The sequence below is a fragment of the Streptomyces sp. NPDC001532 genome (assembly GCF_040298625.1).
Lineage (GTDB): Bacteria > Actinomycetota > Actinomycetes > Streptomycetales > Streptomycetaceae > Streptomyces.
Map to the genome: position 1 here is coordinate 90,256 of NZ_JBEPAL010000003.1, position 21,747 is coordinate 112,002.

The following is a 21,747-nucleotide window of genomic DNA, read 5'->3' on the forward strand; positions in this document are numbered from 1 at the left end:
TGCCCGCTGGTTAGACTCGCTGACATGTCTGGCCAGTCGCTGCTCGTCCCAGGGGAGCTGTCTCCCACCCGTTCCGTGCCCGGAAACATCCGTCGCCCCGAGTACGTCGGCAAGCCCGCGCCGACGCCGTACACCGGGCCGGAGGTGCAGACGCCGGAGACCGTCGAGGCGATGCGGATCGCCGGCCGTATCGCCGCGCAGGCGATGGAGGAGGCCGCGAAGATCATCGCTCCGGGTGTCACCACCGATGAACTGGACAAGGTGGCGCACGAGTACATGTGCGACCACGGCGCCTATCCCTCGACGCTCGGCTACCGGGGCTTTCCGAAGTCGCTGTGCAGCTCGGTCAACGAGGTGATCTGTCACGGCATTCCGGACTCGACGGTCCTGCGGGACGGCGACATCGTCAACCTCGACGTCACCGCGTACATCGGCGGGGTGCACGGCGACAACAACGCCACCTATCTCGTGGGTGACGTGGACGAGGAGAGCCGGCTGCTGGTGGAGCGGACGCGTGAGGCGCTGAACCGGGCGATCAAGGCGGTCCGGCCGGGCCGGCAGATCAATGTGATCGGCCGGGTCATCGAGTCGTACGCCAAGCGGTTCGGCTACGGCGTGGTGCGGGACTTCACCGGGCACGGCATCAGCTCGGCGTTCCATTCCGGCCTGATCGTCCCGCACTACGACAGCCCGCACGCGACGACGGTGATGCAGCCGGGGATGACGTTCACGATCGAGCCGATGCTGACGCTCGGGACGCACGAGTACGACATGTGGGACGACGGCTGGACCGTGGTCACCAAGGACCGCAAGCGGACGGCGCAGTTCGAGCACACGCTGGTGGTGACGGAGACCGGGGCGGAGATCCTGACCCTGCCGTAGCCGTGGCCGCCGCCTCGGCCGCCGCGCACGCCTGGAGCCCGCTCTCTTCGGAGGGCGGGCTCTTTCGCTGTGCGGTTCGAGGTGCGGGCGGTGCGGATGAGGGGTAGGGATTTACCGACAGCATGTCGGCAAGGCATTGACTTAGGTAAGCCTAACCAAGAGAATCCGGATCATGGACTCGTTCTCGACTCTCCTGCGCACCGCCTCCCACGAGCAGCACGTGGAGGCGGAGACCTCGACGTTCATGAGCGATCTGCTCGGCGGCCGGCTCGGCGTCGACGCGTACGCGCGCTACACCGAGCAGCTGTGGTTCGTCTACGAGGCGCTGGAGACCGGGGCCGGGCGGCTGGCGTCGGATCCGGTGGCGGGCCCGTTCATCCGGCCGGAACTGTTCCGGCTGGCCGCCCTGGAGCGGGACCTGGAGCATCTGCGGGGCCCCGGCTGGCGGGACACCCTGAGCGCGCTGCCCGCGACCCGGGCGTACGCGGACCGGGTGCGGGAGTGCGCCGAGCGGTGGCCGGCCGGCTACATCGCCCACCACTACACGCGGTACCTGGGCGATCTCTCCGGCGGCCAGATCATCCGCGACAAGGCGGAGCGGACCTGGGGCTTCCAGAAGAAGGGCGACGGCGTCCGGTTCTACGTCTTCGAGGAGATCTCCAACCCGGCGGGGTTCAAGCGGGGCTACCGGGAACGGCTGGACGCGGTGAACGCCGACGAGCTGGAGCGGCAGCGGATCGTGGCGGAGTGCAAGCGGGCGTTCACGCTGAACACGGCCGTCTTCCGGGCCCTCGGCGAGGAGTTCCCGCTGAGCGCCTGAGCGCCTGAGTGCTTGGGCGCCTGGGCGCCTAGCGCTCCAGGAGGACGCGGCCGCCGATCTCCACCCAGCCCCCGGGCTGCGGCGCGGTCAGGATCTGGGAGCCCGCGCCCTGGGTGATGTTCAGGGCGCGGCCCAGCCGGTCGGTGAGCAGCAGGGCCGCCGCGCCGGTCGCCTCGTCCTCGTCGATGCCGTCGTCGCGGCCGGGGAAGCCGCGGGCTCGGACGCGGCCGGCGGGCTCGTCCTCCCAGGCCCAGGCGTAGATCCACTCACCCGGTGGCGGCACCGGCAGCGCGTCGACCTCGGCGGCCGTCGCGTACTGGCGCAGCGTGCGCGGCGGCGCCCACTCCGGCCGCGCCTCGATCCAGCTGAACTCCCCGTCCTGCCGGGCGCCCACCACCCCGGCCGGCGTGACCAGTTCCGGCAGGTCCAGCAGCCAGGCGGTGCCGACGCACGGGTGGCCGGCGAAGGGCAGGCGCAGGGTGGGCGTGTAGATGTCGACGACGCCGCGCTCGGGGTCGTCGACGAAGACCGTCTCGCTGAAGCCGAGTTTCGCCGCGAACGCCTGCCGTTCGCTCTCCTCGGGCAGCACCGATCCGTCGCGGACGACACCGAGTTCGTTGCCGTATCCGCCGTTCGCCGCGCAGAACACGCGCAGCACGTCGTAGTCAGTCACCGGGGCATTGAAACACCCGCAGGCCACAGCTCCGCACGGCGCCCGTCGTACGGCCGGGACGCGAGGGCGGTTCTCGTCGCTGTGACGGCCCGTCAAGGTGTCGCCGGAATGGGGCGACGGCGGGCGTCGGCGCCGGCGAGGGTCACGGTGTGGCCGCTGTGCGCGGTCCCGGCGTTCGGCGGGTGTCCCGCCCCGGTAGGGTTCGCCTCCGGGAAGGGGAAGGTGAAGGAGCCCGATGATCAGGGATCACAGCCGGTGCGGCCTTCGCAGGCGTGACCGGAACGCTCTCATAGCGGCCTCGTTGACGGTTTTGTCGTTGACGGCGAGCGGATGCGTGGTGGTGCACGGAGAGCGTGAGGTGCTGCCCGCGACCACGCGCGCCGAGGCCGCCGAGGCGCTTCAGGAGTTCACGACCGCGTACAACAAGGCCGACAAGGACTACGACAGCACGCTCGACGCCGACCACGTCACCGGACCGCTCGCCGACATCGACGGTGCCCGGCTGAAGGCGGGCCGGGCCAACAACCCCGGCGGCAACCCGAATCACAGCCCGCTGGAGTTCTCCGACGCCGAGTACACCATCCCCAAGAAGGCCGGCTGGCCGCGCTGGTTCCTCGCCGACGCACAGGCGAACAAGGGCGGTCAGGCCCGCTGGCTGCTGGTGTTCACCCGCGACTCCCTCGACGAAGCGTGGCAGGTGTCCTATCTGACACTGGTCGCCCCGGCCGACGTACCGGAGTTCAAGACGGACAAGGACGGCTGGGCCGAGGCCGTCCCCGCGAACTCTCCCGAACTGGCCGTCTCACCGGGCGACTTGAGCGAGACGTACACCGGCTATCTCAAGGACGGCGGCGACGCCTTCGCGGCCGGCACCCACACCAGCCAGTGGCGGGCGCTGCGCAAGAAGAACGAGAGCAGGCCGGGCCTGGCCACCCAGTACATCGACGAGCCGATGACCTCGGGCGCCTACGCGCCGGTCGGGCTGCGCACCAAGGACGGCGGGGCGCTGGTGTTCTTCACCACCCGCCACTTCGAGAAGCAGACCGCGCACGCGGGCACCTCCGTGCCGGTGCCGAACAAGGACGTGCTGGCGCTCACCACGGGCGAGATCAAGCAGTCGCTGACGATGGAGTTCGTCTCCAACGAGGTGGCGCTGGACCCGAAGAAGGGCTCCGGCGAGGTGTCCGTGCTCGGGCGGATCCAGGGACTGACGTCGGCGAAGGGCGAATAGCGCCTCAGCGCCGGAGGGGCCAGGCCGCGCCCGTGTGGCCCGGCTCCTCGCCGGCGTAGCGGGCGCAGGCGTCGGTGAGGTGCTCCAGCAGCGTCAGCGGGTCGGGCAGCGGGTGCTCCAGGCCCCGCACCCAGCGCACGCTCCGGCCGTCACCGGGCAGCCGCGCGGGCGGTACGAGGACGTACGAGCCGCGGCAGTGCCAGCGCAGGCCGGGATGCTCGTCCATGGTCTCGGGATGGCAGTCCAGCTCGCACGGCCACCACTCGTCCTCGTCCTCGGGGGTGCCGCGGGTGAGGGTGAAGAACAGCATGCGGCCGTCGTCGCTCTCGGCGACCGGTCCGACCTCGACCTGTGCGGCGAGCAGTTCCCGCAACGCCACACGACCGGCCTCCAGGGGCACGTCGAGGACGTCGTGCACCATGCCGGTCGCGGTGATGAAGTTGGCCTGCGGCTGGTGGCGGGCCCAGCGCTCGATCTGGGCGCGGTCCGTGGTGGACTGCGTCTGCCAGGCGAAGGACACCGGGTGCCGGGCGGGCGTCGGACAGCCGACGCGGTCGCAGGAACATCGATAACCGGGCGCCGGGTGCGCGGCGGGCGCCAGCGGCAGCCCCGCGGCGGCGGCGGCGAGCAGCAGGGGCTCCCGGCTGTCGTCGTCGGCGGCGTCCTTGGTGCCGCCTCCGCGCAGCCACTGGGAGAGTTTGCCCCGCAGGCCGGTCCGGCCGCCGAACTCCGCGCTCATCTATCCCCTCGCCTCGCCTGTCGTGCGGACAGCATGCCCTATCGTCCCACCATCCTGCGCTCCGGGGGGCCCAAGTACCCAACCGGGGTAGGTGGGACGAGACGCACTCCACACCTGGACCGGGACACATCGGGCGCTTCGCCGGGATTCGGGGCGGCGGCGGGCCGGGCGCTCAGCGGGGGGCGAGGCCGTACAGGGCGTAGTCGACGAGGGTGTCCGTGTAGTCGTAGGAGATCGGGCCGGTGCGCTGGAGCCAGCGCTGGGCCAGCGGGGAGACGAACAGTTCGAGGGCGATGCGCGGGTCGACCTCGGGGCGGACGTCGCCGGAGTCCTGGGCGGCGCGCAGCCGGTCGACGTACAGCTGGAGCGAGGGTTCGAGCAGTTTGGTGACGAAGACCCGGCCCATCTCCTCGTTGACCACACCCTCGGCGGCGAGGGCGCGGGAGGGGACCTCGAAGCGCGGGTCGAGCAGTTCGTCGACGGTGGCGCGCAGTACGCCCTTGAGGTCGGCGGCGAGGTCGCCGGTGTCGGGGATGGCGTACTCGCCCTCGGGCTGACCGGCCTGTTCGGCGGCCTGGTCGGCGAGGTCGAGGAAGGCCTCCAGCAGGACGTCGGCCTTCGAGGACCACCAGCGGTAGATCGTCTGCTTGCCGACGCCGGCGCGGGCGGCGATGCCCTCGATGGTGGTCCTGGGGTAGCCGACCTCGCCGACGAGGGCGAGCGCGGCGTCGTAGATCGCGCGGCGGGACTTCTCGCTGCGACGGGTGGAGTCGGGGGCGGTCTTCGGGGACATGGTCCGAATCTATCAGGTTGACAAGACGGTGCGTCTCGCCACACTCTTGGAGAGCAATATTGCGAGACGATACGTCTCGTTTCAGTATGGCGCGACGAGGAGGCACACCCATGACCCGAGGCGGAGCAGGAAGCATGCTGGGCGTCGGCGGCACGCGGCGGAACCTCAGCCGCAAGGCGCTGCGCGGCGGTGGCAGGGGCGGCCGGATCGGCGGCGCCGGCCAGGACCCCCAGGCGCAGAAGCGGGAGCTGCTGCGCAGGCTCCAGGAAGAACGGAAGTGACCTGAGGGCCTGTCTGACAGGCCTAGGCCGGGCCGTCGGCGTCGTCCCGCGCCGGCGGCCAGGCGTCGCCCCAGTCGGCGTCGCGGGCGGCCCGGTAGTCGTCGCCGTGGCGCTTGGTCACCGTCGTCCGGCGCAGCCGCTCCTCGGCCTCGCACAGGTCGAGCAGCACCTGGCCCTTGCGGATCTGCGGGCGGCGGACGACACGGGCCGGTGCCGGGGCGACCGGGAAGCGGGCGGCGGCGACGTAGCTGAACTTCTCGTCCTCGTAGGCGAGCGAGCCGCCCTTGACCTGGCGGTGCAGGGAGGACCGGCTGACCCGGGCCGAGAAGTGGCACCAGTCGGTGCCCGGGGCGATGGGGCAGGCGGCGCTGTGCGGGCAGGGCGCGGCGATGTGGAAGCCGGCGGCGACCAGGCGGTCGCGGGCGGCGAGCATCCGGGCGTAGCCGTCGGGGGTGCCGGCCTCGACGATCACCACCGCCCGGGCGGCCGCCGCGGCGGCGTCGACGAGGGCGGCGCGGTCGGGCTCGGACAGCTCGTTGAGGACGTAGGAGACAGTGACGAGATCGGTGCTCTCCAGTGTGAGCGCCGCTCCGATCCGAGAGCGCTGCCAGCGCACGTCCCGCAGGGCCGGCTGGGCTGCGGCGATCTCCCGGCCGAGCGCGAGCGCCGGCTCCGCCCAGTCCAGCACGGTGACCGGCCGCACGCCCGGCCAGGTCGCGCCGACGGCCCAGGTGGCGGCCCCGGTCCCGCCGCCGACGTCGATGTGGCTCTCCGGCACCCAGCCAGGCACCGCGTCCGCGAACGCCCCGAGCGCCGACCGCACCGCCTCGAAGGTGGCCGGCATCCGGTACGCCGCGTACGCCACCACGTCCGCCCGGTCCCGCAGGATCGGCGCGTCCGTCGGCGTGGCCCCGCGGTAGTTGGCGATCAAGCGCTCCACGGCCTGCGCGGCCTGCTTCGGCGGCAGCCCGTCGAGCAGCCCGGCGAGAGCGGCCCGCAGGGTCTCGGCCGAGGCGGACCCGGCCGAGGCGGACCCGGCGGTGGCGGACCCGGCGGTGGCGGCGGGCGTGGCGGCCGGCGTGGAGGCGGGGGTCGGAGCGGGGGCGTTCACCTTGCGATTCTCTCAGGTCCCGAGGACACCCCGCCGAACCCCCTCACGCCCCCCGCACCGCCCGGGCCACCCGGGACGCCGCCAGCGCGCGCGGGCGGCTGTCCGGCGGGTGGCGTCTGGGGTGGACGGTGTTGGCGAGCAGGACGAGGAAGGTGTCCGTCGCCGGGTCCAGGACCAGAGACGTGCCGGTGAAGCCGGTGTGGCCGGCCGCGCCGCGGCCCGCCAGGGCGCCCATGAACCACTGCTGGTCCAGCGCGAAGCCCAGCCCGGGCGGGGACAGCAGCAGCTCGACGAAGTCCGGCCCCAGGATGCGGGCCGGCCCGTACGCGCCGCCCGCGAGCAGCGCCCGGCAGAAGACCGCCAGGTCCCGCCCGGTGGAGAAGAGGCCGGCGTGCCCCGCGACCCCGCCCAGCGCCCAGGCGTTCTCGTCGTGCACGACGCCTCGCAGCATCCCCCGGTCCGCCTTGGCCCACGGCCGCCGCTGGTCCTCGGTGGCCGCCGCGCCGGGGCAGGGCCCGAAGTGCGTGGCGGTCATGCCCAGCGGGCGGGTGATGCCGTCGCGGACCAGGGCGTCCAGCGCGCGCCCGGTGACGCGCTCCAGGACGTGCTGGAGCAGCAGCATGTTCAGGTCCGAGTAGCGGTACACGCCGGGCTCACCGGTCGGCGGCTCGGCGCGCAGCAGGGCCAGCCGTTCGGCGTCGTGGGCGCAGTCGTACAGCGGTAGTTCGGGGCGCAGTCCGGAGGTGTGGGTGAGCAGCTGGCGCACGGTGATGCCGTGCCGGGCCGCCGCCCGGAACTCCGGCAGGTACGCGCCGACCCGCGCGTCGATGCCGAGGGTGCCGCGCTCGATCTGCTGGACCGCGGCGACCGAGGTGAACAGCTTGGTCAGCGAGGCCAGGTCGAACGGCGTGTCGACGGTCATCGGCACACGGGCCGCCTCGGGCAGCTCCACTCCGGTGTCGCGCTGCGGGTCGTAGGCCGCGTACCGCACGGCCCAGCCGGCCGCCTCCGCCACCGCGAGCACCGGCCCGCGCCCGGCGACCACCACCGCGCCGGCCGCCCAGGGGCGCTCGCCGGTGGTGAGGTCGCGGACCTCGCGGACGAGCCGGCCGAGTTCGCCGGGGTCGAGTCCGGCCCGTTCCGGTGTGCCGCCGCGCAGTCTGGGTGCGCTCAGCGTTCCGCTCCCTCCGCGATCGCCCGAGTCTTCCAGGGGCGGCACATTCCCATGAAGCAGACGGCCGCCACCAGCGTCGCCACCAGCTGGACGACGGCCATCGGAACGGCGGTGTCCTCCCCGGCGACGCCGACCAGCGGGGAGGCGATCGCGCCGATGAGGAAGGAGGAGGTGCCGAGCAGGGCGGAGGCGGAGCCCGCCGACTGCCGGGTGCGCTGGAGCGCGAGGGACTGGGCGTTGGGCAGGGTGATGCCCATCGCGGACATCAGCACGAACAGCGCGGCGGCCACCGGCGCCAGCCCCACCTCGCCGAGGACGCCGAGGGTCATCAGCAGCAGCGCGGTCGCGGCGAGCACGATGATCACCAGGCCGACGGCGATCACCCGGTCCAGCCGGACCCGCCCGATCAGCACCTTGCCGTTGATCTGCCCGGCGATGACCAGCCCGATGGAGTTCAGGCCGAACAGCAGGCTGAAGGTCTGCGGGGAGGCGCCGTAGATCTCCTGGACGACGAAGGGCGAGGCGGAGATGTAGGCGAAGAGCGCGGCGAAGACGAAGCCGCCGGTGAGCAGGTAGCCGGTGAACGGCGGGTCGGCCAGGAGTGCGCGCATCGAGCGCAGCGCCTCGCCGACGCCGCCGGAGTGCCGTTCGGCGGCCGGCAGCGTCTCCGGCAGCCGCGCCCACACCACCGCGGCGAGCAGCGCCCCGACGACGGTGAGCACCACGAACACGCCCCGCCAGTCGGTGATCCGCAGGACCTGTCCGCCGATCAGCGGGGCGACGATCGGGGCGACTCCGGAGATCAGCATGAGGGTGGAGAAGAAGCGGGCCATCTCCACGCCGTCGTAGAGGTCGCGGACGACGGCGCGGGCGATGACGATCCCGGCGGCGCCGGCGAGGCCCTGCGCCAGCCGGAAGGCGACCAGCGACTCGACGGTGGGCGCGAGGGCGCACAGCGCGGTGGCGACGACGTACACGGCGAGGCCGGCGAGCAGCGGGCGGCGCCGGCCCCAGCGGTCGCTCATCGGGCCGACCACCAGCTGTCCGAGCGCCATGCCGGCCAGACAGGCGGTGAGGGTGAGCTGCACGGTGGCGGCGGGGGCGTGCAGGGAGCGGGTGACCTCCGGCAGCGCGGGGAGGTACATGTCCATCGCCAGCGGCGGTGTCGCGGTGAGACCGCCGAGGACCAGGGTCACCAGCAGTCCGGTTCGACGCTCCGCACGCCGGGGCGGCCGCGTCCTCGGCGCGGCCGCCTGTGACAGTTCCGGTATGGATGCCCCGCCTTCGGGCATGTGCCCCTCCCTTTGTCCGCGGTCGGCTCCCTATGCTCTCAGCTCGAACAGAGTGCCTGGTGTCACTGAGACGAGCGTGGGGCGGCAAATGACGGCGGACAGCGTGCGGTGGGGGATCCTGGCGACGGGCGGGATCGCGGCGGCCTTCACGGCGGACCTGGTGGATCTGCCGGACGCGGAGGTGGTGGCGGTGGCCTCGCGGACGGCGGCCTCGGCGGAGGCCTTCGCGGAGCGGTTCGGGATCGCGCGGGCGTACGGCGGCTGGGACGCGCTGGCGCACGACGAGGAGGTCGACGTCGTGTACGTCGCCACGCCGCACTCGGCGCACCGGGCGGCGGCCGGGCTGTGCCTGACGGCCGGGCGGAACGTGCTGCTGGAGAAACCGTTCACGCTGAACGTGCGGGAGGCCGCGGAACTGGTGGCGCTGGCCCGGGAGCACGGACGCTTCCTGATGGAGGCCATGTGGATGTACTGCTCACCGCTGATGCGCCGGCTGAAGGCGCTGGTCGACGACGGGGCGGTCGGCGAGGTGCGCAGTGTGCAGGCGGACTTCGGGCTGGCGGGGCCGTTCCCGCCCTCGCACCGGCTGCGGGATCCGCTCCAGGGCGGCGGCGCGCTGCTGGACCTCGGGGTGTACCCGGTGTCCTTCGCGCAGTTGCTGCTGGGTGAGCCGTCGGGGATCGCGGCGAGTGCGGTGCTCTCGCCGGAGGGCGTCGATCTCCAGACGGGAGCCGTGCTCTCGTACGAGAGCGGTGCTCTCGCCTCGGTGCACTGCTCCATCGTCGGGGGTACGCCGGTGGCGGCGTCGGTCACGGGCTCGCAGGGCCGGATCGACATCCCGTACGGCTTCTTCCACCCCGAGCGGTTCGTGCTGCACCGCACCGGCCGCGAGCCGGAGGAGTTCGTCCACGACCCGGCCCACGCCCCGCACAACAGCCTCAAGCACGAGGCCCGCGAGGTGATGCGGGCGCTGCGCGCCGGGGAGACGGAGTCGCCGCTGGTCCCGCTCGACGGCACGCTCGCCGTGATGCGCACGCTCGACGCCATCCGGGACCGCGTCGGCGTCCGCTACCCCGGTGACGCGCCCGACACCGACCCGGCGGCGGAGCTGCTGCCCGTCTGACGCCCGCACATCCGCCACGGTCATCCACATGGCGGATAGCTGTTTCCGCATAGCGGAGTCTGCCGTACGCTGCGGCTCCATGGACGCAAACCGAACGGACAGCCAGGCGGACAGCCGGACGGACCGCCGGACGGACCGCCGGTCGAAGATCGCCGTGGTGACCGGCGCGGGCTCCGGCATCGGCCGCGCGGTCGCCGTGGAGCTGCTGCGCGCGGGCTGGTCGGTGGCGCTGGCCGGCCGCCGGACCGGGACACTGGAGGAGACGGCGGCGCTGGTGCCCGCGGGCGCCTCGCTCGCCGTACGGACGGACGTGGCGCGGCCCGAGGACGTGGCCGCGCTGTTCGCCGCCACCGTCGAGCGGTTCGGGCGGGTGGACCTGCTGTTCAACAACGCGGGGACGTTCGGGCCGGGCGGGGTGCCGGTCGAGGAGCTGCCGTACGACGCCTGGCGGCATGTGGTGGACACCAACCTCAACGGGGCGTTCCTGTGCGCGCAGGCGGCGTACCGGCAGATGAAGGAGCAGTCTCCGCGGGGCGGCCGGATCATCAACAACGGTTCCGTCTCGGCGCACACACCCCGTCCGCACTCGGTCGCCTACACGGCCACCAAGCACGCGCTGACCGGTCTGACCAAGGCCCTGTCGCTGGACGGCCGGCCGTACGGCATCGCGGTCGGGCAGATCGACATCGGCAACGCGGCGACCGACATGACGGCCCGGATGCAGACGGGTGCGCTCCAGGCCAACGGCGAGGTCGCGCCGGAGCCCGTGATGGACGTCGCCGATGTGGCGCGCACGGTCCGGCACATGGCGGAACTGCCGCTGGAGGCGAATGTGCAGTTCGCGACGGTGCTGGCCACGGCGATGCCGTACGTGGGCCGCGGCTGAGTCGTCCAAGCGTCAACCTACACAAGCGGAGTTCGACCTTCCGACCTCATTGCCGCCGATGGGCGGCTTATGCTCAACCCCTCTCCACGAGAACTCCACACTTGGAGCCCATGGCTTCCGTCGGCCAACACCAGGGGGAGGAGGCGGCAGCCGTTCCCGGCACCGGATGGGGGTGGACCTCGCGCGGGACCGCGGGGTGCGCACCGGGCCGCGGAACGGCTGCCGCGATGACCCCAGGGCACCCGTCACACACGGCTGCCTCACACGCCGACCGGGTCGCGTCCCAGGATCCGGTCGATCTCCGCCAACTGCCCAGCCGTCAGTGGCCCCTTGGCGAGCGCGCCCGCGTTCTCCTCCGCCTGCGCGACCGAGCGGAAGCCGGGGATCGGCACCGCCCGCGGGCTGCGCGCCCAGAGCCAGCCGAGCGCGCCCTGGGTGAGGGTGCGGCCGTCGGCGGTGAGCACCTCGCGCAGCGCCTCCACCCGCGCCAGCCACTCCGGGTCGGCACCGGAGCCGTCCCCGAACCCCTGAAGCCAGGCCGGCGGCCGGCTGCGGATGTCCCCCGCCTCCGGACGTGGCCGGCCCGCGTGGCGACCGGTCAGCAGACCCATCGCGAGCGGACTGCGCACGATGCTCGCGAGCCCCAGCTCCCCGGTCAGCGCGAACATGTCCGGCGCGTCCTGGAGCACGTTGGCCGTGTGCTGGACGGCCGCGCAGTGCTCCCCCTCGGCGAAGAGGGCGGCGCGGGCGGGGTCGTCGGTGCTCCAGGCGTACGCGCGGATCAGCCCCTCGCGGACGAAGTCCTCGCACGCCTCCCGCAGCAGCACGGCCCGCTCCGGATCGGCGTCGGGCAGATGGAACTGGTAGAGGTCGACGTGGTCGGTGTCCAGGCGGCGCAGCGACTCGGTCAGCGCCCGCCGGGCGTACGCCACGGAGTCGTCGCCGCCGGTGAAGGTGCGGGTGGCCGCGTCGAAGGTGAACCCCCACTTGGTGGCGATCACCGCGTCGGCGCGGCGCTTGCCGAGACCGCGGCCGAGGACGCGTTCGCTGTGCCCCGTCCCGTAGGAGTCGGCCGTGTCGAAGAAGGTGACGCCGAGGTCGAGGGCCCGGCGGACGGCCCGTACTGATTCCTCGTCGTCGACCCGGCCCCAGCCCAGGGGCTGCCCGTCGGGCGTGCGGTACTCGCCGCCGATGGCCCAGCAGCCGAAGCCGAGGGCGCTGACCTGTATCCCGCTGCGTCCCAGGACGCGTGAAGTGCTCTCCATGCCCGCCGACGCTAGGAGTTGAAGCGCACGCGAAGGCAAGAGGGACGGCGGCGGCGGACGGCCTGCCGGGCGCTACGCCTGTCCGGTCTCGAAGCGGGAGATGCGGCCGTCGTCCCCGACCGTGAAGCGCCACCGGGTGCGCATCTCGCCCCAGGTGTCGTTGCTGTAGCGGGCGACGAGCGCGCGGCCGCCGTTCGACTCGTTGTCGACCTCCATGTGGCCGTGGGAGGTGAAGATCTCCTGGTCGATCCACTCGGTGAGGTCCCGGTCCGAACCGTCGTCGGCCATGGTCGCGTCGGGCGCCAGCAGCGCCAGGAACGCCTCGCGGTCATGGGCGTTGACGGCCGCGACGAAGGCACGCACGGCCGGGTCGCTGAGCTTGGCGGTCTGAATCGTCATGCCAGCAGCGTCACACCGCCCCACGGCCCCCGCCACCGCACCTCGTCCGCCCGCGTCCCTCCTCGCGCCACCCGAACGGCCGCCGCGAAAGGGACCCCTGAGCCTGGGGATGCGACGGTTGACGCGGGGAAACCGGGGCGGGGACGTCCGACAGCTGTTCCGCTCATCCGCTCCGGGAGACAACGTGACCTTCTACCACCGACGTGATCTGGGCCTGCTGCTGCTTCGGCTGGGGGCGGGCGGGGTGCTCGCGGCGCACGGTACGCAGAAGCTGTTCGGCTGGTTCGGCGGCCACGGCATCGAGGGCACCGGACAGTTCATGGAGTCCGTCGGCTACAGGCCGGGCAAGGCCAGCGCCACCGCGGCGGGCCTCGCGGAGACCGGCGGCGGTGTGCTGCTGGCCCTCGGCCTCGCCACTCCGGCGGCGGGCGCGGCGGCGGCCGGCGCGATGGCGGGCGCGGCCGCCGTGCACACCCCAAACGGCTTCTTCAACCAGAGCGGCGGCTACGAGTACGCCGCCACCCTCGGCCTCGCCGCCACCGGCCTCGCCGTGACCGGCCCCGGCCGTCTCTCCCTCGACCACGCCCTGCGGCACGTCCTGGACCGCGGCTGGATGGTCCCGGCCGCGCTCGGCGTCGCGGCGGCGGTCACCACGGTGGTGGTGGGCACCCGCAACAAGAGGGTGCAGCAGGAGTCGGGCGGCGGCGCCGAGCAGGACGCCCTGTTCGAGGAATCACCGGCCTGACCGGGCCCGGCTGGGCCTGCCTGGCTGGGCCCGGTCAGGCCGGCTCGCTCACCACCGGCTCCCCCCGGCCCAGCTCACCGGCCTGACTCAGTCACCGCCGACTCCGCCCAGCCCGGCTCAGTCGCGGCCGCACACGGGCAGGTGCTGCTCGACCCTCAGCCGGTCCAGTTCGGTCAGCAGGTCCGTCAGCTCGGCCGGCTCGACGAGGTAGCGCAGCACCGCCTGGTGGAAGGCGTCCCGGGTGGCGCGGGGCATCGCGTCGGAGGCGTCCCAGCAGCGCCGCTCCCCCGGCTCCCGCAGGATCTCGCCGATCTCCGTGCGCGTCCCGTCCCGGTCGCCGTCGTCCGCCGCCTTGTTCACCGTGTACTGCGGCAGGGCGGTCGCGGGGTCGGCCAGGTAGCGGATCAGCTGCTCGGCCTCGTCCGTCGGGTTCAGCAGGGCCGCGAGGTCCCCGGAGATCTCCCAGGCGCCGGCCTCCTCGCCCACGTCCGGGACGACGGCGGAGGAGTGGACGTAGTCGCCGCCCTCCCGCTCCCAGTCGTCCGCGCGGAAGGAGGCCTGGTGCTCCAGGCGGGACGGGTCGCAGGGCTCCCCGAATCCGGCCGTCAGCGCCTTCTCGGCCGCGGGGCCGCCCGCGCCGACCATCTCGCCCCAGGTGGTCCAGGCGTCCTCGACGGCGTCGGCGGTCCAGGGCAGCTTGCCGTTCGCCCAGTCCTCGTACACCCCGGGCCCGGCCTGCTGGAGCAGGATGTCCTCCACCCAGTCGGTGCCGGGCCAGCCGGAGGTGGCGCCGGACTCCATGCCCAGGCACCAGCGTCCGGGGCCGTCCGCGCCGCGCACGGTCGGCCGCTCCCCCGTGTACCAGACCATGCTCTTCAGCCCCGTCTTGACCGGCAGCCAGTAGGTGTGGCTGCCGCGGTCCTCCAGCCGCACCTGCGGCGCCCAGATGTCGTCGTAGTCCCGGCGGTCGAACAGGTCGTCCAGCGGGTGGAGCCGGCCGTCGACGGCATAGGCGAGCAGTTCGCCCGGCCCGGGCAGCACGGCCACGTCGGGCGGGGTGCCGGCCGCTATGTCGGCGGCCAGCACCTGGCTGAGCGCGGAGCTGCCCTGGTAGACGACGTCGATGCGGTACTTCTTCTCGAACGGCTCGATGACGTTCTCCTCGAACCGGTCGTACTCGGCGTCGCTCCAGTTCGCCAGCAGGGTCACGGAGCCCTTCCAGCCCTGCGCCCAGCGCACGCCCGCGAACACGCCGGCGCCGAGCAGGACCAGGCAGACACAGAGGACGCCGAGGGTACGGGGCCTGGGCCGCCGGTTCATCGCGGCACCCTGAACCGGTACTCGGAGATACGCGGCCACAGCCCCCACGCGGTCAGTGCCATCACTACCGCCCCTCCCAGCAGCACCCAGTCGGACAGCGACGCCCAGAACCCGGCGTCACCCAGCTCGTGGCGCACCTGCCCGGCGACTCCCGGTATGTCGTCGGAGTCGGTCCGCGGCGCGCTGATCGCGGTGACGGACCGCGCCATCGCGTCGTGCGCGACGCGCGAGAGCCAGGCCAGCACCGGCACCGCGGCCGCGCACAGCACGGTGGCGGCGAGCAGCCGCAGCTGCACCGGCCGCCGGAAACGGCGCCGGACGTAGCGCTGCGTCTCCAGCAGGGCCGCGCACAGGGCGACGTACAGCAGCAGGACCGTGCTCCATCCGAGCCACAGCTGCCAGGGGAAGTCCGCCTGCCGGCCGGCCTCGTCCAGCTGCTTGTCGCGCAGGTCGCCGAGGCGGCTCAGGATGTCCTCGCCGGTCGGGGTCCCGGCGCCGACGCCCAGCACCCGTTCCGCGTAGACCAGATAGGCGGCGCGCAGCGGCGAGCCGTCCGGTTCCCGGCCCCAGAGCTCCACATAGCCGGAGTAGACGGCGATCAGCCCGGTGATCGTCTGGAGGTCGTGGCGGCCCTCCACGCCGATGACGTCCTCGGCGGCGGCGCGCGCCAGGCTCTGCTGGGCGACCGAGACCTGGGTGTGGAACTCACCGCCGGTGGCGCCCCGCGGCCCGCTGTCGCGGACCACCTCGTGGGCCTCGCGCATCGCGTTGCGCGCGGTGTCGACGGCCAGTATCCCCGGGGCGCTGTCCGCCGCCAGCGGCACGGTGTCGTCGTGCACGCCCCGGTAGGCGAGGAACAGCACGGCGGTGGTGGCGGCCGTGAGCGCCAGCAGCAGCCGGAGTCTTCTCGTCAGGTCGCGGCGGGTGGTGCTCACGGCCGCTCCTCGAAGCGGTGGCCGCAGGAGGGGCAGAACCGTCCGCCCGCCGGCGCCTTGGCGGAGCAGGCCGGGCAGCGCACGGTGGCCCCGCCGGGCCGCGCGGCGCCGGTGCCGGACGCGGGGCCGGACGCGGTGCCGGACGCGGGGCCGTAGGTGCTGTGGCTGCTGGCGGTGATGAGGTGCTCGAAGTCGACGGCCGTGACGTCGGCCCGCAGCCGCACCCGCCCGGACGCCGCGTCCTCGATGGCCACCAGCCGGGCCAGCCGCACGAGTTGCTGGTCGGCGCCCATCGCGTGGGCGAGCTGCACGGCCCGGCCCAGCTGGTGCTCGGCCGACCCGCGTTCGCCGCGCCGGTACGCGTCGGTGGCGGCGGCGACGGCCTCGCCGAGCCGCTGGTGCTGCTCGAAGTGCTCGACCTGGGCGTCGGTGTGCCGGGACAGGGCGGGATCGTCGGTCCAGTGGACCACGCACGCCTGCGGCGGCGGCAGCCGCACCTCGGCGGAGCCGGGCACGTCGACGGCGACGACGGCGAGCTGGAGGTCCTCGCGGCGCGGCCGGCCGGCCGGGTCGGCGGTCAGGCACAGCTGGTAGCGGCGGGTCTCGTCGCCCCAGGCGCGGGTGGTGAACCGGCGGCCGCCGTCCTCCGCGGCGAGTTCGGCCTCGGTCGGGAAGACCTGCTTGAGGTAGCGCACCTCGGTGCCGGGCATCGGGGTGACGGTGATGCCGAGTTCGGGCACGGTCTTGGTGAGCAGCCGGTCCATCAGCTTCTCGTACTCGGCCGCCAGGGCCGACTCCTCGCGCACCGAGGAGGCGCTGCCGTGCAGCCGGCGGGTGATGCGCAGCAGCTCCCGGCCGTCCCAGCCCTCGCCGATGCCCCACGCGTCGCACACGAACCGGCCCGCGCAGGTCTCCAGGACGTCCGCCAGCGGCATCTGCTCGTCGTGCTGGTTCTTGCCGTCGGTGAGCAGCAGCACGTGGCCGATGGGCGCGTCCTGCTCCGTCAGCAGCCGGCGGGCCAGGTCCAGCCAGGCGCCGATGCAGGTGCCGCCGCCGGCGACCAGCCGGAGCACGGCCCGTTCCGCCGCGGCCCGCTGCCGGTCGTCGGCGCGTGCCATGCCCGGCGTGTCCGGGTGGACCATGGCGGCGCCCTCGGTGCCCCGGACCACCGCGAACGGGGTGCCGTCGGGCAGCATCCGGATCGCGGCGACGGCCGCCTGCTGGGCGGCGTGCAGCTTCTCCACCGGCCAGGTCATCGAGCTGGAGCAGTCCACGGCCAGCACCTGCGCCAGCACCGGCCCGCCCGAGCCGCCGCCCTCGGTGCCCTCGACGCCGACGCTGAGGATGGCGTGCATCTGCGGGTCGTTCGCCTCACCGGACAGGTACTTCCACTGGCTGATCTCCAGCCCGACGCTGACCTGTCCGGTCGTCTCGCCCGTACGGGGCGTTCCGGTCTCCACGATGTCCGTGCTCCTCGCCCTCGTCGTCGCTCCCTCGCGCCGTGGCGCCGTCATGCCGTACGCCGCAGGCCGCGCAGCAGCTCCCGGAAACCGGCCGGTTCGGGGAGCACCGCGTAGGCCCGGTCGAGCAGGTCGCCCCGGTCCCGGGCGTCACGCGCCTGGTCCGCGAGCCGCTTGAGCGACCGGGACAGCAGGACGGCCGACGCCTGCGGGGTGTCCGCGGGGCCGAACAGTTCACCGGCGGGCAGCTCGTGCTCCCATCCGCCGGGCGGGCGGCAGACGAGCGCGTGCTCGCGGAGTTCGGTGACCAGCCGGTCCCAGGCGCCGCTGCCGTCGAGGTGCAGTCCGGGCAGCCGTACGGCGGCCTCCCGCAGCCCCGCCGGGGAGGGCTCGTGTCCACCGGGGAGCCGGCCGGACAGCGCCCGGACCGCGGCGACGAGCGCGGCGTCGTAGTGCCGTGATGTCGTCGGCACCTCGTCGAGCACGGCGACCGCCCGCAGCCGCTCGCCCCGGCGCAGGTGGATACGGGCCAGGCCGAAGGCGGCGCTGCCCTGGGCGGGGTCCCGTCGCCGGACGGCCTCGTAGTACTCCTCGGCCTGGCGCTCCCGGGCCTCGGCGCGCCTGAGCCGCTGCTCCTCGCCGCGTTGGATCCGGGCCGGGCCCGCTCCGGCGGCCGCGCCCGTGATGTTCTCCTCCGCCGCGTCCCGCAGCCGCTCGGACAGGTACTCCGAGCAGTAGCCGAGGGCCAGTTTCGGCGCCCACTCGCCGGGCAGCGCGGCGTAGCCCGCCGCGAACTCGCCCTCCGCCTTGTCCACCTCGCCGCGCGTCAGGTGCAGCAGGCCCCGGTGCCAGAAGATCCGCCAGTCGTGCTCGTCGGTCCGCTCCCGTGCCCGGTCCAGCCAGCGGCCGGCCCGGCCGGCGTTGCCGGCGCCCAGGTAGGAGCGGCACAGCCACAGCGCGGTCTCCACCGTGCGCAGCGCCGGGTCGTGCTCGGCCCGCTCGGCGATACGGTCCGGGGTGGCCGCGGCGAGGCCGCCGAGCAGTACGGCGGCGCCGTCCCGGGCGTCGGGGATCGGCACGGGCAGTGCGCGGGCGGTGCCGCGCGGGTCGGGGGCGCGGGCGGGCAGTTCCGGCACCTCGGTCCCGGTCCGGCCCGTCCAGTGCTCCAGCGGCGGGACGGTGCCGAGGGCGGCGCCGAAGAGCGCGGCGGTCGGCTCGAACCGGGTGGAGCGCTCCGGGTACGGCTGGTGCCCGCTGAGCGCCTGGTGCTCGCGCAGCACCTCCCACAGCTGGCGGGACATCTCGGCGGCGGAGCGGAACCGGGCGTCCCACTGCGGGTTGGTGGCGCGCCGGATCAGCGCCTCGAAGGAGCGGGCGGCGAGCCCGGCGGGCGGCGCGGCGCGCTCGGCGAGGACCTTCAGGGTGCGGCCGACGGTGTAGAGGTCGCTGTCGATGTGCAGACCGCGTTCGTCGCGTTCCTTCTTCGGCGGCGAGTAGCCCATCGTGTACACGAGCCCGGAGGAGCGGTCGTCGGTGCGGCGGATCGCGCCGAGGTCGATGACCTTGATCTCGCGCCCGTAGTGGATGACGTTCTCGGGCTTCATGTCGCAGTAGAGCAGGCCCTGGTCGTGCAGGTACTCCAGGGCGCCGAGGATCTTGCAGCCGTAGGTGATGACGTGCCCGAAGTCGAAGCCGCCGCCGAACAGCCGGGCCAGCTCCTCCTCGGGCGCGAAGCGGATCCAGGCGAGGGAGCGGCCGCCGACGTACTCCATCACGATGTAGCCGGTCGGCTCGCGCTCCCCGGCCGTCTGGTGCTGGACGTACGTCACGATGCGGACGATGTCGCGGTGGTGGAGCGTGGTCAGCGAGCGGCGCTCCTCGACGGCGGCCCGCCGGGCGACGGCGTCACCGGTGTTGATCAGCCCCTTGAGGACGACGTGCAGGCCCGGCACCCGGGTGTCCTCGGCCAGGTAGACCCAGCCGTGTCCGCCCACCGCGAGATAGCCGAGCACCTCGTAGTGGCCGCCGACCCGGTCGCCGGGCCGCAGCTTCGGTCGGAACGAGTACTCGGTGCCGCACTCTGTGCAGAACCCGTGGTCGGGGGCCGGTCCGCCGTCGTACGACACCCCGATGGTGCCGGCGCAGCCGTCGGCGCCGCAGCGCCGCCCGCCGGTGGGCGGCCGGGGGGTGGTCTCGGCGGCCTCGGAGGGCTCCGGGGAGGGCAGGTACGGCAGCACCAGCAGGCCGTCGCGGTCCAGTTCGCCGGTGACCGGACCGGTGGGGCGGTGGACGGGGCCGTGGGCGGGGCCGGCGGGCTCGGCGGGGTCGTCCCGTGCGGTGCGCGGGGGCTCGGGGGCGGCGGGGGCGAGCGGGCGGCGGAAGCAGGTGTCGCAGAACCCGGTCCCCATGATCTGGCCGCCGCCGGGGCAGTCGGGTCTGACACAGGCCGGCGCGGTGGTCATCGGGCGGAATCCCCGCCGGACCCGCCGCGCTGCCCCCGCCGGGTGCCGCCGTCGCCGCCGTCGACACTGCGCAGATACGCCTCCACCGCCGCCTCGGCCGCCCGTACGTCGCAGGGTCTGGCCTGGAGCAGTTCGTGCGCCCGGAGATAGAGAGCGTCCACCGCGGGGTCCTCCTCGCCGAAGGTGGAGTACTGGTGCAGGACGTGGTAGCTGCGCAGCCGGCCGCCGAGTTCGTCGCGCCGGTCGCGGAGCCGGTCGAGGCGGGCGATGTCCCGGGCGAGCCGCGCGGCCACCCGTTCGGCCAGCCGCTCGTACCGCGCCGGGTCGGGCCCCTGCCCGGGGTCGCGGCCGGTGCGGGTGAGGTCGGCCAGCGCGGCGTGCGCGGCGACGAGGTCGGAGTCGGCGGGCCGCACGCCCTCGGCGAGGATGGCGGCCCTGCGCTCGTACAGGGCCCGGGCGAGCGGCCCGGTGATCTCCTCGAGCCGTTCGACGAGCCGGGCGCGGCGCTGCTGCGCGGGCCGGACGAGGAGCTGGTGGCGGGCGTGGCGGTGGCAGGCGCCGGCGGTGCGGAAGACGAGCAGCAGCCGGCTTCCGCCGGCGCGCAGCACCTCCAGCAGATCCAGCAGCGCGGGCGGGTCGACCGCCTCGTCGACGCCCACGACGACCAGGTCGAGGCTGACGTTCGCGGACCGGATCCGGTCGGTCGCCGACTCGTCGGGGTGCTGCCACAGGCCCATGCGCTCGGCGATCCGCTCGGCTATCTCGGCGCTGGTGAGGCCGTCGGCGTCCACCGCCAGATCGTGGCCGCCGGCCGACGGGACCGTGTCCGGCGGGTCGAGCGAGACCCGGTCGACGGACACGGCGGTGCGCAACTCGCGGTCGGCGAGGGTGATCGCGCGGCGCAGGGTGGCGGCCCGGGGGCCGTCGCCGTGCCGGACGACACTGATCTTCACCTGCTGTCCGTCGTCCCGCAGCCAGGCGGCGAGGCGCTGGGCGAACGGCTCGTCGAGCAGGGCCTCGGAGGCGTCGTCGGCGGTCGAGCGGAGCCGGTCGTCCACGGCTGTCCGGCCGACCGTCCACCGGTCGACGACGGGCAGGTGCCGGATGATGGTCTCGGCCGGGGACATGAAGGAGAACAGGTTGCCGTGCCGGTCCCGCATGGCGCTGAGCACCATGCCGATGACCTCGCCGGTGCGGCTGTCGGCCACTCCGGCGCCGCTGCATCCGGGGCTGGCCAGCTCGCCGGGGCTGGTCGGGATGAGCTGCACCTGTCCGTCGCGTCCGCGTCCGCCGACGACGGTGGCCCGGAACCAGATGCCGCCGTTGTGGTCGTACGGGAAGCCGTACATCCGCACCTCGCGGTTGGGCGCGGACAGCCGGTGCAGGCGGACCGTCTCCGCCTCGGGTCTGGGCCGCTCCAGCCGGAGCAGGGCGACGTCCCCGCTGGGGTCGCCGTCGGCGTCCTGGGTCTCCGGCACATAGGCGTCCGCGTCGACCCAGGCCGGCACCGACGGCACGGTGTGGTCGGCCGCGCCGACGAACTCCGCGGTGACCCGGCGAGCCGCCCGGTCCACCACATGGGCGCAGGTCAGGACCCGGTCGGGGCTCAGCAGAATCCCGGCCCCCGCGATCTCCCCGTCGGCTCCCCGGATCCGCACCACCCAGGGCGGTGTCTCCATCGACGAGGCGGCATGGACTCCCCCGCCAGCAGCCATATCGAAACTATACGGGCGCTTGGTGGCCCCGCATACTGACGTGACAGTTTTTCAACAGACCGTCCTAGGAGGCGACTTGACCGACTCGACTGCCGAACAGGGATTCGTCGGACTGGCCGAGGTGATCCGCCAGATCCGCGGCGAACTGGAGGAGGCCCGCGAGGAGGCACAGGGCCGCGCCCTGGGTTTCACCGTGGAGAACGTGAGCCTGACCTTCACCGTCCAGGTGCACCGCGCGGGCACCGGCCGCGCGGGCGTCCGCATCGGCGTGGTCACCGCGGAACTGGGCGGCCAGATCGACCGCCAGACCACCCACCAGGTCCAGGTCGACCTGACCCCGGAGCTGGCCGGGGAGCGGGTACGGGTGAGCCGGACGGGGGCGGGCGGGGACGGACAGGGGCGGCGCTAGCGCGACGGGGCGCCCGGGCTGACGTGCGGGAC

21 protein-coding genes and 1 pseudogene are annotated in these 21,747 nt (G+C 73.8%); 9 read left to right on the plus strand and 13 right to left on the minus strand.

The features are described from left to right. Nucleotides 1–24: 24 nt before the first annotated feature. Nucleotides 25–882 carry a type I methionyl aminopeptidase gene (gene map / locus ABT232_RS04775; protein ID WP_351835887.1) on the plus strand — a complete coding sequence of 286 codons (858 nt, stop codon included), beginning with the start codon at nucleotides 25–27 and terminating at the stop codon, nucleotides 880–882. 172 nt (nucleotides 883–1,054) lie between these two features. Then, nucleotides 1,055–1,702 carry a biliverdin-producing heme oxygenase gene (locus ABT232_RS04780; RefSeq protein WP_351835889.1) on the plus strand — a complete coding sequence of 216 codons (648 nt, stop codon included), beginning with the start codon at nucleotides 1,055–1,057 and terminating at the stop codon, nucleotides 1,700–1,702. A 28-nt stretch (nucleotides 1,703–1,730) separates the two neighbouring features. Here the strand turns inward: ABT232_RS04780 and ABT232_RS04785 are convergent, their stop codons facing one another. Beyond that, complete coding sequence (locus ABT232_RS04785) at nucleotides 1,731–2,375, minus strand: PhzF family phenazine biosynthesis protein (protein WP_351835892.1); 645 nt, start codon at nucleotides 2,373–2,375, stop codon at nucleotides 1,731–1,733. 138 nt (nucleotides 2,376–2,513) lie between these two features. On the opposite strand from ABT232_RS04785, the pseudogene ABT232_RS38425 reads away from it, so the two are divergent. Together ABT232_RS38425 and ABT232_RS04790 are read left to right on the plus strand one after the other, a co-directional pair. After that, a pseudogene (locus ABT232_RS38425) lies at nucleotides 2,514–2,651 on the plus strand (iron transporter); the annotation flags it as partial. Further along, nucleotides 2,611–3,606: an SCO2278 family lipoprotein gene (locus ABT232_RS04790; protein ID WP_351835895.1), complete on the plus strand. Its 996-nt coding sequence runs from the start codon at nucleotides 2,611–2,613 to the stop codon at nucleotides 3,604–3,606. The pseudogene ABT232_RS38425 and the gene ABT232_RS04790, both read left to right, overlap by 41 nt. Before the next feature lie 4 nt (nucleotides 3,607–3,610). Here ABT232_RS04790 and ABT232_RS04795 read toward each other — a convergent pair whose 3' ends face one another. Beyond that, the gene (locus ABT232_RS04795) at nucleotides 3,611–4,345 is read right to left on the minus strand and encodes a bifunctional DNA primase/polymerase (protein WP_351835898.1); all 735 of its coding nucleotides are present in this window, start codon (nucleotides 4,343–4,345) and stop codon (nucleotides 3,611–3,613) included. Nucleotides 4,346–4,517: 172 nt separating this feature from the next. Continuing rightward, entirely contained in the window at nucleotides 4,518–5,138 is a 621-nt protein-coding gene (locus tag ABT232_RS04800; RefSeq protein ID WP_351835901.1) for a TetR/AcrR family transcriptional regulator, read from the minus strand. A 110-nt stretch (nucleotides 5,139–5,248) separates the two neighbouring features. Here ABT232_RS04800 and ABT232_RS04805 point away from each other — a divergent pair, with 110 nt between their 5' ends. Further along, nucleotides 5,249–5,419 (plus strand): DUF6243 family protein, encoded by a 171-nt coding sequence (locus ABT232_RS04805; protein ID WP_351835903.1) that lies wholly within the window; start codon nucleotides 5,249–5,251, stop codon nucleotides 5,417–5,419. Nucleotides 5,420–5,441: 22 nt separating this feature from the next. On the opposite strand, the gene ABT232_RS04810 is transcribed toward ABT232_RS04805, so the two are convergent. From ABT232_RS04810 to ABT232_RS04820, 3 genes are all read right to left on the minus strand, one after another. Continuing rightward, nucleotides 5,442–6,419 carry a small ribosomal subunit Rsm22 family protein gene (locus tag ABT232_RS04810; protein WP_351836301.1) on the minus strand — a complete coding sequence of 326 codons (978 nt, stop codon included), beginning with the start codon at nucleotides 6,417–6,419 and terminating at the stop codon, nucleotides 5,442–5,444. A gap of 154 nt (nucleotides 6,420–6,573) precedes the next feature. Further along, nucleotides 6,574–7,749, minus strand: a complete 1,176-nt coding sequence (locus tag ABT232_RS04815; RefSeq protein ID WP_351835906.1) for a serine hydrolase domain-containing protein — start codon at nucleotides 7,747–7,749, stop codon at nucleotides 6,574–6,576. Then, nucleotides 7,701–8,996, minus strand: a complete 1,296-nt coding sequence (locus tag ABT232_RS04820) for a multidrug effflux MFS transporter (protein ID WP_351835907.1) — start codon at nucleotides 8,994–8,996, stop codon at nucleotides 7,701–7,703. Before ABT232_RS04820 ends, ABT232_RS04815 begins: the two co-directional genes overlap by 49 nt. An 88-nt stretch (nucleotides 8,997–9,084) precedes the next feature. On the opposite strand from ABT232_RS04820, the gene ABT232_RS04825 reads away from it, so the two are divergent. Then, complete coding sequence (locus tag ABT232_RS04825) at nucleotides 9,085–10,119, plus strand: Gfo/Idh/MocA family protein (protein WP_351835909.1); 1,035 nt, start codon at nucleotides 9,085–9,087, stop codon at nucleotides 10,117–10,119. A 79-nt stretch (nucleotides 10,120–10,198) separates the two neighbouring features. Beyond that, nucleotides 10,199–11,005, plus strand: a complete 807-nt coding sequence (locus tag ABT232_RS04830; protein ID WP_351835911.1) for an SDR family oxidoreductase — start codon at nucleotides 10,199–10,201, stop codon at nucleotides 11,003–11,005. A gap of 260 nt (nucleotides 11,006–11,265) precedes the next feature. On the opposite strand, the gene ABT232_RS04835 is transcribed toward ABT232_RS04830, so the two are convergent. Together ABT232_RS04835 and ABT232_RS04840 are read right to left on the minus strand one after the other, a co-directional pair. After that, entirely contained in the window at nucleotides 11,266–12,270 is a 1,005-nt protein-coding gene (locus ABT232_RS04835) for an aldo/keto reductase (protein ID WP_351835913.1), read from the minus strand. Between the two features lie 72 nt (nucleotides 12,271–12,342). Then, entirely contained in the window at nucleotides 12,343–12,669 is a 327-nt protein-coding gene (locus ABT232_RS04840) for a nuclear transport factor 2-like protein (RefSeq protein ID WP_351835916.1), read from the minus strand. 184 nt (nucleotides 12,670–12,853) lie between these two features. On the opposite strand from ABT232_RS04840, the gene ABT232_RS04845 reads away from it, so the two are divergent. After that, the gene (locus ABT232_RS04845) at nucleotides 12,854–13,414 is read left to right on the plus strand and encodes a DoxX family protein (protein ID WP_351835918.1); all 561 of its coding nucleotides are present in this window, start codon (nucleotides 12,854–12,856) and stop codon (nucleotides 13,412–13,414) included. Between the two features lie 117 nt (nucleotides 13,415–13,531). On the opposite strand, the gene ABT232_RS04850 is transcribed toward ABT232_RS04845, so the two are convergent. The 5 genes from ABT232_RS04850 to ABT232_RS04870 are packed head-to-tail and all read right to left on the minus strand — an operon-like array spanning nucleotide 13,532 to nucleotide 21,306. Next, on the minus strand, nucleotides 13,532–14,734 hold the full coding sequence (locus ABT232_RS04850) for an ABC transporter substrate-binding protein (protein WP_351835921.1): 1,203 nt from the start codon (nucleotides 14,732–14,734) through the stop codon (nucleotides 13,532–13,534). Further along, nucleotides 14,731–15,669, minus strand: a complete 939-nt coding sequence (locus ABT232_RS04855; protein WP_351835923.1) for a GlnX family signal transduction membrane protein — start codon at nucleotides 15,667–15,669, stop codon at nucleotides 14,731–14,733. Before ABT232_RS04855 ends, ABT232_RS04850 begins: the two co-directional genes overlap by 4 nt. Continuing rightward, nucleotides 15,666–17,129, minus strand: a complete 1,464-nt coding sequence (locus tag ABT232_RS04860) for a vWA domain-containing protein (protein WP_351835926.1) — start codon at nucleotides 17,127–17,129, stop codon at nucleotides 15,666–15,668. The genes ABT232_RS04855 and ABT232_RS04860 overlap by 4 nt, the downstream gene beginning before the upstream one ends. A gap of 50 nt (nucleotides 17,130–17,179) precedes the next feature. Continuing rightward, a complete protein-coding gene (locus ABT232_RS04865) occupies nucleotides 17,180–19,591 on the minus strand; it encodes a tetratricopeptide repeat protein (protein ID WP_351835929.1) in 2,412 nt (803 codons plus the stop codon). Continuing rightward, on the minus strand, nucleotides 19,588–21,306 hold the full coding sequence (locus ABT232_RS04870; protein ID WP_351835932.1) for a trypsin-like serine peptidase: 1,719 nt from the start codon (nucleotides 21,304–21,306) through the stop codon (nucleotides 19,588–19,590). The genes ABT232_RS04865 and ABT232_RS04870 overlap by 4 nt, the downstream gene beginning before the upstream one ends. A 76-nt stretch (nucleotides 21,307–21,382) precedes the next feature. Between ABT232_RS04870 and ABT232_RS04875 the strand changes: the two genes are divergently transcribed. Beyond that, complete coding sequence (locus ABT232_RS04875; protein WP_351835935.1) at nucleotides 21,383–21,715, plus strand: trypco2 family protein; 333 nt, start codon at nucleotides 21,383–21,385, stop codon at nucleotides 21,713–21,715. Nucleotides 21,716–21,747 lie beyond the last annotated feature (32 nt).